At 49.4% G+C, this 14,894-nt stretch carries 15 protein-coding genes and 2 pseudogenes; 10 read left to right on the top strand and 7 right to left on the bottom strand.

Annotated elements, in window-relative coordinates; all coding sequences use genetic code 11:
• Window positions 1–34: 34 nt before the first annotated feature.
• From L6C30_RS11975 to L6C30_RS11940, 8 genes and pseudogenes are all read left to right on the top strand, one after another.
• Window positions 35–523, top strand: coding sequence for a hypothetical protein (locus L6C30_RS11975; RefSeq protein ID WP_143225370.1), 489 nt, complete (start codon window positions 35–37; stop codon window positions 521–523).
• A 120-nt stretch (window positions 524–643) separates the two neighbouring features.
• Window positions 644–826, top strand: a complete 183-nt coding sequence (locus tag L6C30_RS11970; protein WP_087662181.1) for a DNA-binding protein — start codon at window positions 644–646, stop codon at window positions 824–826.
• Window positions 827–1,109: 283 nt separating this feature from the next.
• Window positions 1,110–1,814 (top strand): hypothetical protein, encoded by a 705-nt coding sequence (locus L6C30_RS11965; protein ID WP_087662170.1) that lies wholly within the window; start codon window positions 1,110–1,112, stop codon window positions 1,812–1,814.
• Between the two features lies 1 nt (window position 1,815).
• Window positions 1,816–3,696: a Mu transposase C-terminal domain-containing protein gene (locus L6C30_RS11960; protein ID WP_087662171.1), complete on the top strand. Its 1,881-nt coding sequence runs from the start codon at window positions 1,816–1,818 to the stop codon at window positions 3,694–3,696.
• Window positions 3,683–4,627 carry a TniB family NTP-binding protein gene (locus tag L6C30_RS11955; RefSeq protein ID WP_178319611.1) on the top strand — a complete coding sequence of 315 codons (945 nt, stop codon included), beginning with the start codon at window positions 3,683–3,685 and terminating at the stop codon, window positions 4,625–4,627. The genes L6C30_RS11960 and L6C30_RS11955 overlap by 14 nt, the downstream gene beginning before the upstream one ends.
• Before the next feature lie 8 nt (window positions 4,628–4,635).
• Window positions 4,636–5,874 (top strand): TniQ family protein, encoded by a 1,239-nt coding sequence (locus L6C30_RS11950; RefSeq protein ID WP_228148564.1) that lies wholly within the window; start codon window positions 4,636–4,638, stop codon window positions 5,872–5,874.
• Window positions 5,868–6,590 (top strand): hypothetical protein, encoded by a 723-nt coding sequence (locus L6C30_RS11945; protein ID WP_228148565.1) that lies wholly within the window; start codon window positions 5,868–5,870, stop codon window positions 6,588–6,590. The genes L6C30_RS11950 and L6C30_RS11945 overlap by 7 nt, the downstream gene beginning before the upstream one ends.
• A gap of 411 nt (window positions 6,591–7,001) precedes the next feature.
• Window positions 7,002–7,247 (top strand): annotated as a pseudogene (locus L6C30_RS11940) (hypothetical protein); the annotation flags it as partial.
• 249 nt (window positions 7,248–7,496) lie between these two features.
• Here the strand turns inward: L6C30_RS11940 and L6C30_RS11935 are convergent.
• The 3 genes from L6C30_RS11935 to groES form a co-directional block, all read right to left on the bottom strand.
• Window positions 7,497–8,990, bottom strand: coding sequence for an IS91 family transposase (locus tag L6C30_RS11935; protein ID WP_043907034.1), 1,494 nt, complete (start codon window positions 8,988–8,990; stop codon window positions 7,497–7,499).
• A gap of 224 nt (window positions 8,991–9,214) precedes the next feature.
• Window positions 9,215–10,855 carry a chaperonin GroEL gene (gene groL, locus L6C30_RS11930; RefSeq protein ID WP_004201176.1) on the bottom strand — a complete coding sequence of 547 codons (1,641 nt, stop codon included), beginning with the start codon at window positions 10,853–10,855 and terminating at the stop codon, window positions 9,215–9,217.
• A gap of 55 nt (window positions 10,856–10,910) precedes the next feature.
• Window positions 10,911–11,201 carry a co-chaperone GroES gene (groES, locus tag L6C30_RS11925; RefSeq protein WP_004201172.1) on the bottom strand — a complete coding sequence of 97 codons (291 nt, stop codon included), beginning with the start codon at window positions 11,199–11,201 and terminating at the stop codon, window positions 10,911–10,913.
• A 193-nt stretch (window positions 11,202–11,394) separates the two neighbouring features.
• On the opposite strand from groES, the gene cutA reads away from it, so the two are divergent.
• Together cutA and L6C30_RS11915 are read left to right on the top strand one after the other, a co-directional pair.
• A complete protein-coding gene (gene cutA, locus L6C30_RS11920) occupies window positions 11,395–11,724 on the top strand; it encodes a divalent-cation tolerance protein CutA (protein WP_004201171.1) in 330 nt (109 codons plus the stop codon).
• 4 nt (window positions 11,725–11,728) lie between these two features.
• Window positions 11,729–12,760: a protein-disulfide reductase DsbD domain-containing protein gene (locus L6C30_RS11915; protein WP_004201169.1), complete on the top strand. Its 1,032-nt coding sequence runs from the start codon at window positions 11,729–11,731 to the stop codon at window positions 12,758–12,760.
• Between the two features lie 10 nt (window positions 12,761–12,770).
• Here L6C30_RS11915 and L6C30_RS11910 read toward each other — a convergent pair whose 3' ends face one another.
• The 4 genes and pseudogenes from L6C30_RS11910 to L6C30_RS11895 all read right to left on the bottom strand — a co-directional run.
• Complete coding sequence (locus tag L6C30_RS11910; protein ID WP_004201168.1) at window positions 12,771–13,409, bottom strand: phosphoribosylanthranilate isomerase; 639 nt, start codon at window positions 13,407–13,409, stop codon at window positions 12,771–12,773.
• Between the two features lie 4 nt (window positions 13,410–13,413).
• Window positions 13,414–13,779: a bleomycin binding protein Ble-MBL gene (gene ble, locus L6C30_RS11905; protein ID WP_004201167.1), complete on the bottom strand. Its 366-nt coding sequence runs from the start codon at window positions 13,777–13,779 to the stop codon at window positions 13,414–13,416.
• A 3-nt stretch (window positions 13,780–13,782) separates the two neighbouring features.
• Window positions 13,783–14,595, bottom strand: coding sequence for a subclass B1 metallo-beta-lactamase NDM-1 (locus tag L6C30_RS11900; RefSeq protein ID WP_004201164.1), 813 nt, complete (start codon window positions 14,593–14,595; stop codon window positions 13,783–13,785).
• Between the two features lie 100 nt (window positions 14,596–14,695).
• Window positions 14,696–14,894, bottom strand: a pseudogene (locus L6C30_RS11895) (IS30 family transposase); the annotation flags it as partial.

Here is a 14,894-nt window from a genome sequence, read left to right as displayed (position 1 = left end):
TAATCCTCTTTTTTATCAAAAAGATTTAATAGCTATGTTTCAATTTTATCTTCCACATACAGAAAAGTTTGAAAAAGTTTTTCTTCAAAATGAAATCCATGAATGGGAAGCGAAAATGTTTTTAAAAAAAATAAAAAATCTTAAAGGAAAAAATTCTACCATTCATGCATCGCATATATATGCATCTTTAAGAACATTATTGCGTCATGGATTCTTGAGTTTTAAAAGGTCAGAAAGTAACAGTCGTATATTCCTTTATAGTGAAACTGAAAAACTGAAACAGAATAGAAATCATTTTTTAAATAGCCGCTTAAAAAAGGTTATAGAACTTGAAAAAAGTTTAATAAACAAAAACATAATTAGCTTAAACACTCAAAAAGAGTACTTGCATGAACTCGTATTAAAATATCCTGAACTTAATTCAGAATTTATAAATTTAGATCAAAAAATTGATTTATACGGAGAAGAAAAAAGAGAGAAATTAAAGATTTTAGATAATATTTTAAAAATATTACGAAAATAAATAAGATAATATTTTTCAAAAATATTTACTTAAAAAACAACAAATTAATTAAAAAAAATAACTTGATTTAATTTTTTTTTGAAACTAAATTTCCTCCTATATCTTACAAATTTCAACGCTATGGCTAAATCTATTGAGCAAGTTAAGACAGAATTTCAAAAGAAAGGAATATCCTTTTCGGATTGGGCTAAGGAGAATAACTTTTCAACAGAATTGGTATATAGAGTCTTGAAAATGAATAGACTTCCTATTCGAGGAGAGAGTCACAAAATCGCAGTTAAATTGAGAATTAAAGATGATTGATAGTTGTGTGAAATTATTAATACGTCTTTTTCATGAACCATCAAATTTCTCATACTTAAAAATACTCTTGGAGTAATTATGAAAAAATAGAGAAAAATTCAATAAAAAACGGACCTTAAAAGGATCCGTTGGTGACTTTATATAGAAGAATATAAAGACGTGAGAATCATAGTATCTTCTCTGTATCGTCACCAGTCAAGTAAGTGCTATTCGATCGCAATAGTACAGATTAGCTCATTCTCAAATGTCTATTGAGAATAGAATTACTTATGGATGAACCGATATGTCTTATAAAACAGTTTTTTCAAAAACTGATATTCAAACCAATATCTTGAAACAAATTAGGATTGCCTTTGAATCAACAGCAAATGTAGCAGCTACACTTCATGGGCAACGTAAGATCCACCAAGGAGCATTTGGTCGTCGAACCTCTCTCTTCCCTAGTGAAAAGTGTTGTGGAGCAATACCATTAGAAAGCCGACTTGAACTTGCTCATGCACTATCGTTAGAACAAGATCCAAATGTCTTAAAATATCGCTCACAAGCATTAAAAATTTTACTGATCAATGAACAGTATTGTTTTCCAGATTTTTTAGTTCAAACCCAAAAAGGTGATTATGAAGTTCACGAAGTCAAACCATCCATAGCATCATTATCAACTGATGACTTAAACCGCTTTGCAATACTTTCCGATCTACTCCACTCAATTGATATTACTTTTAAGTTAATAGATCACAGAAATTTACCTAATGAATCAGAGATTTCTCAGTTGCTTTATTGGTATCAAAGAGGACATCAATACAACTGGAATACTTTCGAAATTAATTACGCTTTAGACCAGTTAAAGCTCAAAGAATTTGATAACTCAACGCAAGCCTATAAAACACTTGAATCAATTGGTCTTAAACAAGAACTAGCAGATTATCTATTTTTTCATCAAAGAATAAAGATTGGCGGAGTCAAAAAAGAAATAAGAGAGGCTCATTAACATGAATAATGCTCTTTTTATTCCCCAGCCAGGTTTTCGTTTTTATTTTAAAGAACATCCTGATTATATTTTTGAAATCGGTTCTGTAACCTATAACGCTATACGTTATGCAGCTATTGCGGGGGGTAAATCATTTTCGATATCCCCAAATGAGTTTGAAAGCCGGTATACATCAGGTGAAATTTTATGTGTCTTCGCACCAGATAAACTGATGATTAACCCCAAACATAGTATTGCGATTCATCGAAGAGAACGTTATGTAATAAGCGCCTTGCAGCTATTACAATACCCAACGAGTAATAATTTACTTTCACAATTAATACACCACATATCTGCTGAAATCCAAGACCCTAACCCACCTTCTAGCCGCACTGTTGCGAGATGGATAGCTCAATATAAGTCTGCTTTGGATAACAAGCTCAGCTTAAAACATAAATCGAAAGGCAATTTCACTTTGCGGTTCAGTCCAGAAATTTATCAAATTCTAAATCAAGCTATTAATGAGGTATATCTAAAACCAGAATACAGAAGTAGTAAAGATGTCCAAGCCCATATGCTTGGTCAGTTCATAGAGCAAGGCATCCCATTAGATAGTTTACCAACACGCAGATGTATTCAACGATATATCAAGAAATTAGATCCATTTATTGAACTGAAAGTAAAAAAAGGCTCTCGAATAGCAAAGAAAAAATTTCAAGCAGCGGGTAAAAGTATTATTAGTCCTTTTGCTATGTACATGGTCGAAATTGATACGCACTATCTCGACATTATTGTTATAGACCCAAAAACAAAAACTGCTTTAGGGCGGCCTTTTCTAGCATGTGCAATTGATGTTTACTCAAGAACAATTGTTGGATCTTATATCAATATGTACCCACCTAGTGCTGCAACAACATTAGAAGTAATTAAAGACATGATTACTCGGCCGAACCAAAAGCTACCAGGAGGAATTCCAAGCATCATCATTCCAGATAATGGTGTGGAATTTAAAAATAATGCTCTCGCAAGAGTTTGTGAACAACTGAAAATTACTCTAACTCCTTCTCAAGTTGGTACGCCTAATAACAAACCGCACATTGAACGTTTTTTTAGCACGCTGACACATGGAATTCTTCAAAAGCTACCTGGTACAACCTTCTCCAACCCAACAGAAAGAGGTGAATATAATTCCAGTAAAAATGCACAATTAACTTTGGAGCAACTAAGAGAATATATAAGCAGATGGATTAATGAGGTCTATCACCAATCTATCCATCACACGACAGGACGCTCACCCATCATCATGTGGCAAGATGCTATTGAAGATATCCAGCCTAGTTTTCTAACAGAAATAGATGCCAAAATTCTCTGTCGTAGGCCTATTGAAAGAAGTATTAATCACGGTCAAGTCCGAGTGGACAATATCAGTTATTTTTCTCATGCACTTACTACTTTACAAGCACAAGGCATAAAGACCGTTACTGTGCTTGTTGATGACTTAAATTTGAATGAAGTTTTTATCATTAATCCCAACAATAAAGATGTCGTCATTCAAGCGGACTCAACTAATCAAGACTATACATTTGGATTGACTCGTGTAACCCATTTAGAAGTTCAAAAACTTAAGAAAAATCAGTCACAATTAGATATAAAAAAGATCGGTCCAATGTCCGATTTATATTATTTATACAAACTTATGCACGAAATTCAAACCAATCTTGTCAGAAAAAAGCCAAGGTTAAAACCACTTACACTAGAGCTTCCCAAGCAGCTACAAAGAGTTGAAGAACAACTTCTTTCGAAGGAAAAGGATATTTCTGAACAATCTATTTCCACTATAAATACACCTACTTCAATTGATCAGTTTGGTTCTTTGGAGGTATTGAAACATGGAAAAATTTGACAACCGATTTGAACGGATTCGATCTATTAACAATATTGTCATTACCTCAAATGAATTTATGGCAGCTTTTACTGGTATACAAGATTGTGTCAAAAGAAGTATTTCTTATAGTGAACCAGTTGGAAGCATGCTGCTGGCAGAAGGAGGATTAGGAAAAACAACTTTATGCAAAGCAATCTTAAGCTTGATGCCACGTTCAGAAAAAACTGAAAAGGATCATAAAAAATCTATCATCCCAGCATGTTATGTAGAAGTACCCTCACCTGCCACAGTGAAATCATTAGCCATAATGATGCTCAAAGAACTGGGGGATATCACTTGTGAAAATGGATATGGTACGACTGAATACTTAACAAGTAGGCTTATTCATTTACTTGCCCAATGTGAAACCAAGCTTATATTTTTAGATGAGTTCCACCATTTATTTGAGCGTAAACCGACGTCGACAAGAATGAATCGAACTACAGGCAATTGGATTAAAACCTTAGTGAATAGAACTGGAATCAGTTTTTGTTTAGTTGGTTTACCTGAGTTTGTACCACTACTTCAAATTGATAGCCAAATTGCACGCAGATTTCAATTCATCTACCAGCTAAACCCATTAACTGTTGATCCCTCACAGGGGGGAAGTATGTTTGCATTTCTTGCCGAAGTTTCAAGAATTCTCGATAAGCAAAATATCACCTTCATGCCAGCTTTAGATAGCCAACTGGTAGGCATGCAAATTCAATTAGCAACGAAAGGTTATCACTCATACATTATGAGCCTTATTAGAGAAAGTATTACGCATGCTTTAAACGATGGTCGGCAGGTTATTAACTCTAATGATTTCAGTTATGCCTGGAAATTAGGTATCACGATATACATTAGCAAACAAAGTAAAAATCCCTTCGAAATGAATATGTCTCAAATTATCTCACTCATGAAATAAATATAATTATGCAAAATACTCTTTTAATCCAAGCAATTCCTTATGAAGATGAATCACCAATCAGCTTCCTACTAAGAACCGCCAAACTTAATGCACATAGTTCAATCTTTAATTTAGTCGGTAAAGTTAATTATCAATCTATCATTAAGGAATCACTCAATTACCATCTTGTAGACGATGTTCGCTTTAGCTTAGTTTTAAATGCTTTAAATATAAATAGTGATTACTCATACCTAGCATTTGAAAGATCAGGTCCTACAAATAGATCACCTAGAATAATAGGTGCTATTGAAGTGGATCATGAATTGCTTGTATTAGATAACATACGCTACTGTCCTATTTGCCTTGCTGAAAATGCGTATTTAAAAAAATTATGGATGCTCAAACCAATTTATGCATGCCCAACTCATTCTTGTTTTTTAATCGATTCTTGTCCCAATTGTGACAATCCTATCACATTAAAAGCGAGTGTAAAAAACTGCTCGTGCTGTGGTTATGAACTGGATAAAGCTCCCACCAGAGAAGCAACGTCTCTTGAAACAATTTATTGGTTTATTGACGTTCTAAATAATAACTCCAATAAACTGTTTAAAGAGTTCACAGCTTGCTGGAAAGCCTTCAATGAATTTTTTGAATTTGATGGATCTAATACAGACTTAAAGGTCTCTCTTTATGTCTATGAATATTTTCAGAGTCCTGAAACTTCAGTACTCAAACTAAGCTCATGTATCCATTCACGTCGTGATTACTCTCACCCAAGGATTCAACTATTACCTTTTTTAAAGTATGAACGATTTTTCAAACAGCACATTCAAACTGTAGAAGAAAATGCTTACGAATACAAAATTAGCGAAAAAAGTATTTCTAGAAAACTTAGCAATTATCAGATAAAACGTGTTTTGAAGGTTTCTCGTTTCGAGCTTGAGAAATTGATAGAAAGTGACTATTTGAAGTTTGGAAATAAAGAGCTTTATCATGGAAATATCTCAAGTTTAGATATTGAGCGCTTTATTATGGGCTTAAACAATGTGGATCAACCTACATTCGAAATACTAGATACAGTAACTATCTGTAATGATTGCATTGACTTAAAAGAGATTTCTAAAACTTTAGAAATCAATTATGAAACAGCAAGGAAACTGGCAAATAATGGATGGTTTGATGTAGACAAAAACGTTCAAATTGCAGATAAGCCCCAAATGTACTCAAAAAAAAAGTTCATACATTCCAAAGCAAATACATGCTAGTTGCAACGTTGGCTAAACAATTTAGAGTAAACCCTACAAATCTTGTGGAGAAATTAGAATCAATAGGTATAACGCCCGTTCATGGACCTCATATTGATTCGACCCCAATTAATATTTTTTTAAAAAACGATGTTCAAGATATTAATTCAAATGATTTAAACTCAATTCAACACTATCCCACACGTACTGGTAGGCGAAAAGATACGCTAGGATCTTTAACTACCAGTTTGAATTATTACTCGCTAAGAGATGCAGCTACACTTTTAAAAATTAGCCCAAATAAAGTTGCAGTACTTGTTCAAAAAGGAATTCTTAACAAAGATAAGAAAAACCCTTTATCAGTTCAAATCCAAGCTTGCTCGCTATTAAATCTTAAGAAGAAGCTCGATAGCGAGGATTATATTTCCTATCTAGATGCAACAAATCAATTAAATTGCCCTATCAATTGGATGCAAAAATATTGGTGTGAAACAGGTTTCTTAAACATTGAAAATCTAGTTTATTGGAAACTTGTAAGTAAGAAGGAACTAACAGCTGTTTTAGAGCTAAAACAGGAATATGTTACTGGTGCTGAAGCAAGTGCAATTCTAAATATGCGTCACTCACATATTACCAACTTACAAACTCAAGGTTTTATAAAACCTTACTATTTTGGAAAAACAGATAAAAGAGTAAGGCTTTTCAAGAAGACCGACGTTTTAAAACTAATAATTTGAAATATTTTAACGGTGAGCTAAATCACGATTATAAGATTGTTTAGCTGGTACGATACAAAACCGCCATTAATGGCGGTTTTCAAATTAAAATAATGCTCAAGAATAATTAATGTCTCCTAAGTTAGATGACCTAATCAATGATAATAGATTAGAGCGACTATTCTCAACAGAAGCTCCATTGTTTTCAATTTATCGGATTTCTAAAAACATGAGATATATGTTTCAATAAAAGTTTTTAAGAACTTTATACACCAAATACCAATGCTTCACTTATGATAAAGTGGATTAAAATTGCAGAAAATGGGTAAATCCATAAAAAATGTCAACATCTTCAAATATACAATTGTATTTCAATTTCCGTTGTTTATAGTTGGAACATTTTTTTAAATCTCTACACTCAAGGTTAGATTTATGTCTACTGCTCATAAAAAAGCATCCTTATTGCAAAAAGTCAGTAAAGGACTCACAGTTGGTTCAGTCATTACAGGAAGCACGTTTTTACATGGTCCCCCTGTTTTGGCACTCGGTTTTACCAAGCTGTTTAAAAAATCAAAAAAAGTAGACGAAACCAATATTCAATTGGCCAATAGCTGGATTGGTGTAAACAACCACCTGATTGAAAAGGTGCTGCCAAACCTAAAGTGGGATATGGGTATAGGAAGTTCAACCGCCCTTTTTGGCGAGTCTGGCGGGTAGGAAGCGGCCGCGCAAGCGCCGCTTTGGGCACAGATCGGGCACAGATCGGGGGTTCATGCGTGGGTTTTCGACATCGCGGGGCCACGCAGCGGCTCAGTGCGTAGCCATTTCTCACCGAATCCCGGCACAGGGCCGAGCGCAGCCCTGCGGGGTCGTGGCCGCATCGGATCGGACTCTGGCTTGGCTGCCGGCTGTGTGGCCGGCGCCTCATCACGCGGCGGGCGGCGGGGCGCGCGCTGCGGGCCGGTAGTGCGCTTGCTCCAGCGCGCCGTGTTTCTCGAAGTGGGCGAGGATGGCGCGAATGGCCTTGGGGTCTTCGATGCTGGCGACGATCCGCACCGCGCCGCCGCAGTGGGCGCAGGTGGTGATGTCGATGGAAAAGACCCGCTTGAGCCGTTGCGCCCAGCTCATCGCACGGCGCTTCTGCTCGGGGCTGCGCGGCTCGTCGTGGGCGCTGACGTCCACTGGCGCCGCATCGCCCGCAGGCCGCCTGCCGCGCCCCGAGGGCGTCAGCTGCGCGCGCAGGTTTGCATTCGGGGCGAATACGCCGTGGAAGCGGGTGAGATGCGCGCGTGGCGGCGGGACCAGTGCCGCCAGCTTGGCGATGAAGTCCACCGCATCCCATTCGACATGCGTGGTGCCATTGCGCCACGGCGTCTTGAGCTGGTAACGCACCCTGCCCTGTGGCGAGATCGATAGCCGCTGCTCGCTGATCGCCGGGCGCGTGATGTAGCGGCACAGCTTTTCGAGCTTGTGGCTTTCGTGTGCTTCCGCGGCCACGCCGGCATGCAGCGAGAAGCCGCCGACCTTGCCGGCGTCGCCCTCCAGCGGACCGGCGTCGCCAGGCAGCGTTTGCAGCGTGACGACCTTGCGGCCAGCGTCGCGACCGGTGGCGATGCGGTAGGTCATCGAACTCATCCGCAGCCCATCCATGCCGTCGTCGCTACCCGCGCTGTCGGACAGGAACACGGATTCGTCTTCGCCTTCGAGCCAGCCGCGGCGCGACAGGTGCCGGCACACGCGATGCGCGATGGTGTTGGCCAGTTCCGTCAGTTGCGCCGATGTGGGCGCACGGGTGCGGTGCAGGCGCGGCTTGCGCTGCGGACGCTCGGTGGTGTCCTCGTACACGCCGTCGAGCCACAGCATGTGGAAGTGGATGTTGAGATTCAGCGCGCTGCCGAAGCGCTGGATCAGGGTCACCACGCCGCATTGCGCCGTATCCCGCGGCACGCCGGCCTGATCGGCAAGCCAACCGGCGATCACACGATGCACGATGCCCAGCACCGGGCCGATCGCCTCAGGCTTGCTGGCGAACAGGAAGCGCAACGGGTACGGGAAACTCAGCACCCATTGCCGCACCGGCCGCGGGCCGAACACCTCGTCCACCAGATGCCGCGCCGACTCGGCCATGCGCCGTGCGCCGCAGCTCGGGCACAGCCCGCGCTTCTTGCAGGAATACGCCACCAGCCTCTCGGCACGACAGTGCTCGCAGACCACGCGCAGGAAGCCGTGCTCGAGCACGCCGCAGCGCAGGTAGGTCTCGAACTCCTCGCGCACATACTCGGGCAGCGGGCGGTCTTCGGCCTCAAGACGCGCGATGAAGTCCGGGTAGTGCGCCTGCACTAGCGCGTACAGCAGCGTGCGCTCGGGCAGGTGGCGCGCGTAACGCGCAGCGGCGTGGGCGGCCGGCAGTGGCGCGCACACCTCGGCCTGCCGCCGGGGTGCGGTCAGGCGCGGCACGCAGCGCTCCGTTGCAGGGACGGCTGCTCAGGGTTGCGCCCGCGAGCACGCGTTCATATCGGCGTTTTCTGATCTTCGCGTCAGACATTGCCGCGGGGCGGGTAGGAAGTCTCCCGCCTCGGACGCCAGAACGCACAAAGCCCGGCACGAGGCCGGGCTTTGTGGTCTTGCTTGATGGATCGCGGGGCTTAGAAATCCATGCCGCCCATGCCGCCCATGCCGCCGCCGGCCGGCATCGCCGGCTCGTCCTTCTTCGGGGCCTCGGCCACCATCGCTTCGGTGGTGATCATCAGGCCCGCGATCGACGCGGCGTTCTGCAGCGCGGTGCGGGTGACCTTGGTCGGGTCCAGGATGCCGAACTCGATCATGTCGCCGAACTCGCCGTTGGCGGCGTTGTAGCCGAACGCACCCGAACCTTCGACCACGCGGTTGAGGATGACCGACGGCTCATCGCCGGCATTGGTCACGATCTCGCGCAGCGGGGCTTCCATCGCGCGCAGGGCGATCTGGATGCCGTGGTTCTGGTCTTCGTTCACGCCCTTGATGCCGGCGATCGCCGCCTTGGCACGGATCAGGGCGACGCCGCCGCCCGGGACGATGCCTTCCTCGACGGCCGCACGGGTCGCGTGCAGGGCGTCTTCGACGCGCGCCTTCTTTTCCTTCATCTCGACTTCGGTGGCGGCACCGACCTTGATCACCGCAACGCCGCCGGCCAGCTTGGCCACGCGCTCCTGCAGCTTCTCGCGGTCGTAGTCGGAGGAGGTCTCCTCGATCTGCGCCTTGATCTGCTTGATGCGCGCCTCGATGCCCGCGCCTTCGCCGGCGCCATCGATGATGGTGGTGTTTTCCTTCGACACCTGGATCTTCTTGGCGCGGCCGAGGTCCTTGATGGTGGCCTTCTCCAGCGACAGGCCGACTTCCTCGGAAATCACCACGCCGCCGGTCAGGATCGCCATGTCTTCCAGCATCGCCTTGCGACGGTCGCCGAAGCCCGGGGCCTTCACCGCGCAGACCTTGACGATGCCGCGGATGGTGTTGACCACCAGGGTCGCCAGCGCTTCGCCTTCGACTTCCTCCGCCACGATCAGCAGCGGCTTGCCGGCCTTGGCCACGCCCTCGAGGACGGGCAGCAGGTCGCGCACGTTGGAGATCTTCTTGTCGTACAGCAGGATGAAGGGATCATCCAGGTCGGCCGACATCGACTGCTGGTTGTTGACGAAGTACGGGCTCAGGTAGCCGCGGTCGAACTGCATGCCCTCGACCACGTCGAGTTCGTTGTCCAGGCCGCTGCCTTCCTCGACCGTGATCACGCCTTCCTTGCCGACCTTGTCCATCGCCTGCGCGATCAGGTCGCCGATGTTGGCATCCGAGTTCGCGGAGATCGCGCCGACCTGGGCGATTTCCTTGCTGGTCGACGACGGCTTGGACAGCGACTTCAGTTCGCCGACCGCGGCCTTCACCGCCTGGTCGATGCCGCGCTTCAGGTCCATCGGGTTCATGCCGGCGGCGACCGCCTTCATGCCCTCGCGGATGAACGCCTGCGCCAGCACGGTGGCGGTGGTGGTGCCGTCGCCGGCGTTGTCGGAGGTCTTGGAAGCGACTTCCTTCACCATCTGCGCGCCCATGTTCTCGAACGCGTCAGCCAGTTCGATTTCCTTGGCGACGGAGACGCCGTCCTTGGTGATGGTCGGCGCGCCGTAGCTCTTCTGCAGCACGACGTTGCGGCCCTTCGGGCCGAGGGTCGCCTTCACGGCGTTGGCGAGCACGTTGACGCCGCGCACCATCTTGGAGCGCGCGTCTTCGCCGAAACGAATGTCCTTGGCAGCCATTGCGAATTACCTCGAAAAATTATTCGGATGAGAAATGTGTGGGAGCGACGCGCGATCAGCCGAGGATCGCGAACAGGTCGTCTTCCTTCACCACCAGCAGCTCGACGCCGTCCAGCTTCACTTCGGTGCCGCTGTACTTGCCGAACAGCACCTTGTCGCCGACCTTGACCTGCGGCGCGCGGACCTGGCCGTTGTCCAGCACCTTGCCGGTGCCGACGGCGACGACTTCGCCCTTGATCGGCTTCTCGGTGGCCGAATCCGGGATCACGATCCCGCCGGCGGACAGCTTCTCTTCTTCCATGCGCTTGATGACCACGCGGTCGTGCAGCGGCTTGATATTGGACATGGCAACCTCGGTAAATGGTTGATTGACGTGGAAAAACCCGGCGATTTTAGCAGTCGCGCGAAGCGAGTGCCAAACCGCGGACAACAGAACCGGGCGAACCCGGCATGCCACCGAGATGGGGCGGGCCCGCCGACTTTCAAGGGCCGCACGCGGATGTCCGCCAGGCCCGCCGGATCGGGGCAGCCGCTACCCTATGCCGGTGAGCGCCCTGATCTGCTTCTGCACCTGTCCCGACGCCGACAGCGCCGAGCGCATCGCCACCGCGCTGGTGGCCGAGCGCCTGGCCGCCTGCGTCAACCTCCTGCCCGGCCTGCGTTCGGTCTATCGCTGGCAACGCAAGGTCGAGGCCGCGGCCGAGGTCCTGCTGCTGGTCAAGACCAGTGCCGAGGCCTACCCCGCCCTGCAGGAACGCCTGCGCCAACTGCATCCCTACGAACTCCCGGAGCTGCTCGCGGTCGAAGCCGCGTCCGGCCTGCCCGAATACCTGCAATGGCTGGCCGCCGAGAGCCGACCGGTAAACTGAGCCAATGACCGCATCCACGATCCGCCTGCGCCGCTGGCTGGCCGGGCTCGCCCTGCTGCTTGCGCTGCCCGCGACCTCGGCCGTCGCCCAGGACTTCGAACTGCCGCCGGTCGACGAGGTCTTCGTCCTGTCCGCGCAGGCCACCGCGCCGGACCGCATCGAGGTGCGCTGGCGGATCGCCGACGGCTATTACCTGTACCGGCACCGCACCTCGGTCAAGGCCGATGCCGCCTTCACCGGCGCGACCATGGCGCTGCCGAAGGGCAAGGCCTACCGCGACGAATTCTTCGGCGACGTCGAAACCTACCGCAAGGAATTGCTCGGCACCCTCACCGGCACGCCCGCGGCCGGCGCGAGCGCGACCACCCTGACCGTGAAGTACCAGGGCTGCGCCGATGCCGGCGTGTGCTACCCGCCGCAGACCCGCACCCTGAAGGTCGCGTTGCCGGGCGAAGCGGGCGCTGGCGGCTTCGGCTGTAAGGCGCGCGGGCTGCATGATTATGTCGTCAAGAACGGCTCTGCCGATCATCCCAACGCCGAGGTGAAATTCGCACTGGGTGATGTGGTCAACACCATGATCGGCTGCACTAATGGTGAAACGATCATGCTGTGCCACGACACCTCGCTGCCGCGCCCCTATTCTCTCGGCTTTCGGGTGCAAGGCACCGAGGGGCTGTGGATGGACGTCAACAAGTCGATCTATCTGGAGGGCAAGAGCCCACAGCCGCACCGCTGGGAGCCTGCCGAGGGCTGGTTTGCGAAATACGATCACCCGCTATGGAAACGCTACGCCGATCTGGCGGCAGGGGCCGGGCATGGCGGGATGGACTGGTTCGTGATCCACGCTTTTGTCGAGGCGCTGAAGGCCAAGGCCCCGATGCCAATCGACATTTACGACGCGCTGGCCTGGAGCGCGATCACGCCTCTGTCGGAACAATCGATTGCTGAGGGCAATCGCACGTTAGATTTTCCCGACTTCACCCGAGGGCAGTGGCGCACCCGCAAGCCGATCTTTGCGCTGAACGACGCCTATTGATCGACGCGATTTAGGCCAAGCGCACCGCAAAGGCGAAATTGGTAATCTTGTCGGTATCCTTGACGCCCGGCGCGCTTTCGACGCCGCTGGAGGTATCGACCAGCGGCGCTCCGGTGCGCGCAATCGCCTCGGCAACATTCGTCGGATTTAGCCCGCCTGCCAGCCCCCACGGCAAGGCACCGCGATATCCGGCCAGCAGCGACCAGTCGAACGCCAACCCCATGCCGCCGGGCAGCGCGCCTTTGGGGGTCTTGGCGTCGAACAAGATCAAGTCCGCCGCCCCGGCATAGGCTGCGGCGCGTGCGACATCGCTGGCGCTGGCGACGGGCAGCGCCTTCCACACCGGCTTGCCAAACCGCGCGCGCAACTGGGCCACGCGTTCGGGCGATTCCGAACCGTGCAGCTGCAGCGCGTTCAGCTTGGCTGCCACCAGTGCGTCGGCGATGACAGCATCATCCGCATCGACGAACAAACCGACCATGGCGATCTGGCCAGCTGCGCGCGATGTCAAAGCGCCCGCGACATTCGACGTAACCGCACGGGGCGACGCTGGATAGAACACCAACCCGGCATAGTCCGCCCGCGCCGCGATGGTCGCATCGAGCGCCTCGGGTGTGCTGATCCCGCAAATCTTGATTTTCGCGGGCATGCGGTCAGTCGGGGTTCTGGATCAGCCGCACCAGCGTGCAGTCGGGATCGATCAGGTAGCCGATCCTCAGGCCGCTCGCCTCCAGTTGCGGAGCTTTGAAGCGCGGCCAGCCGGTGCTTTTTTCCTCGGCTCCCGCCGCGTTCACCAATGCCACCATGGCATCGAGATCATCCAACCGCAGGCAACAGCCGAACGAGCTCGTAGCTGGGTCGAGGTCAGGATAGGGGAAGAATTCGAGCTGCAAACCGCCGCGCTGCAGGATCATCCAGCCGCGATCCTTCCAACTCGTCGCAAAGCCCAGCTTCGCATAAAACGCCTCTGTCACATCGAAATCGCGCGATGGCAGATTGGGGGTGACGTGGTCAGCCATGGCTCAGCGCAGCTTGTCGGCCATGCGGGCCGTATGAGTGATTGCGGCGCGGCTATCGGGGGCGGAATGGCTCATCACGATCATGCTGGCCTTGGGGAACGCCGCACCAAACGCGCGCGCTGACGCGGCGTAGTGCTCAGTGTCGGCATCACCGAGATTGCCGAGCGACTTGGCCTTGCTGTCCTTGATCAGGCAGCCACCAAAAGCGATGTCGGTGCCGTCGATCCCAACGGTGATATTGTCACTGGTGTGGCCGGGGCCGGGGTAAAATACCTTGAGCGGGCCAAAGTTGGGCGCGGTTGCTGGTTCGACCCAGCCATTGGCGGCGAAAGTCAGGCTGTGTTGCGCCGCAACCATCCCCTCTTGCGGGGCAAGCTGGTTCGACAACGCATTGGCATAAGTCGCAATCCCCGCCGCATGCAGCGCGTCCATACCGCCCATCTTGTCCTGATGCGCGTGAGTCACCACCGCCAGCGCGACCGGCAGGTTGATCTCCTGCTTGATCCAGTTGAGGATCTGGGCGGTCTGGTCATCGGTCCAGGCGGTATCGACCACCAGCACGCGGCCGCCATCCCTGACGATCAAACCGTTGGAAGCGACTGCCCCGAAACCCGGCATGTCGAGATAGGAAGTGTGCTGCCAGACATTCGGTGCGAGCTGGCGGAAAACCAGATCGCCAAACCGTTGGTCGCCAGTTTCCATTTGCTGGCCAATCGTCGGGCGGATTTCACCGGGCATGCACCCGCTCAGCATCAATGCAGCGGCTAATGCGGTGCTCAGCTTCGCGACCGGGTGCATAATATTGGGCAATTCCATCAAGTTTTCCTTTTATTCAGCATTAAAAACCCCGCAAATGCGAGGCCTAGTAAATAGATGATCTTAATTTGGTTCACTGTAGCAAAAATATGGGGCGAATTCAAACATGAGGTGCGACAGTTTCAAAAGCCATATGATAATCAACAAGCTGAGCAAATTTCTCTAATGGTGTAAGCCAATCTAACGCCTTTCTAGGACGAGTATTCAGTGACATGGCAACTTGATTTAAATAATGCTGATCTGCCTGATTTAAATCAATCCCTTTAGGTAAATATTGCCTAATTAAACCATTCATATTT

The organism is Acinetobacter sp. KAM396 (assembly GCF_021602765.1).
Taxonomy (GTDB): domain Bacteria; phylum Pseudomonadota; class Gammaproteobacteria; order Pseudomonadales; family Moraxellaceae; genus Acinetobacter; species Acinetobacter towneri_A.
Note: the sequence above shows the minus strand (reverse complement) of the source record. Positions and strands in the feature narration are given on the sequence as shown.

Bases quoted from the DNA above. Each gene is read 5' to 3' on its own strand.
- L6C30_RS11915 (WP_004201169.1), top strand. From the start codon at position 11,729: ATGACCGCATCCACGATCCGCCTGCGCCGCTGGCTGGCCGGGCTCGCC.
- L6C30_RS11900 (WP_004201164.1), bottom strand. From the start codon at position 14,595: ATGGAATTGCCCAATATTATGCACCCGGTCGCGAAGCTGAGCACCGCA.
- L6C30_RS11950 (WP_228148564.1), top strand. From the start codon at position 4,636: ATGCAAAATACTCTTTTAATCCAAGCAATTCCTTATGAAGATGAATCA.
- L6C30_RS11970 (WP_087662181.1), top strand. From the start codon at position 644: ATGGCTAAATCTATTGAGCAAGTTAAGACAGAATTTCAAAAGAAAGGA.
- L6C30_RS11955 (WP_178319611.1), top strand. From the start codon at position 3,683: ATGGAAAAATTTGACAACCGATTTGAACGGATTCGATCTATTAACAAT.
- L6C30_RS11945 (WP_228148565.1), top strand. From the start codon at position 5,868: ATGCTAGTTGCAACGTTGGCTAAACAATTTAGAGTAAACCCTACAAAT.
- L6C30_RS11910 (WP_004201168.1), bottom strand. From the start codon at position 13,409: ATGCCCGCGAAAATCAAGATTTGCGGGATCAGCACACCCGAGGCGCTC.
- L6C30_RS11960 (WP_087662171.1), top strand. From the start codon at position 1,816: ATGAATAATGCTCTTTTTATTCCCCAGCCAGGTTTTCGTTTTTATTTT.
- ble (WP_004201167.1), bottom strand. From the start codon at position 13,779: ATGGCTGACCACGTCACCCCCAATCTGCCATCGCGCGATTTCGATGTG.
- L6C30_RS11965 (WP_087662170.1), top strand. From the start codon at position 1,110: ATGTCTTATAAAACAGTTTTTTCAAAAACTGATATTCAAACCAATATC.
- cutA (WP_004201171.1), top strand. From the start codon at position 11,395: ATGCCGGTGAGCGCCCTGATCTGCTTCTGCACCTGTCCCGACGCCGAC.
- L6C30_RS11975 (WP_143225370.1), top strand. From the start codon at position 35: ATGTTTCAATTTTATCTTCCACATACAGAAAAGTTTGAAAAAGTTTTT.
- groES (WP_004201172.1), bottom strand. From the start codon at position 11,201: ATGTCCAATATCAAGCCGCTGCACGACCGCGTGGTCATCAAGCGCATG.
- groL (WP_004201176.1), bottom strand. From the start codon at position 10,855: ATGGCTGCCAAGGACATTCGTTTCGGCGAAGACGCGCGCTCCAAGATG.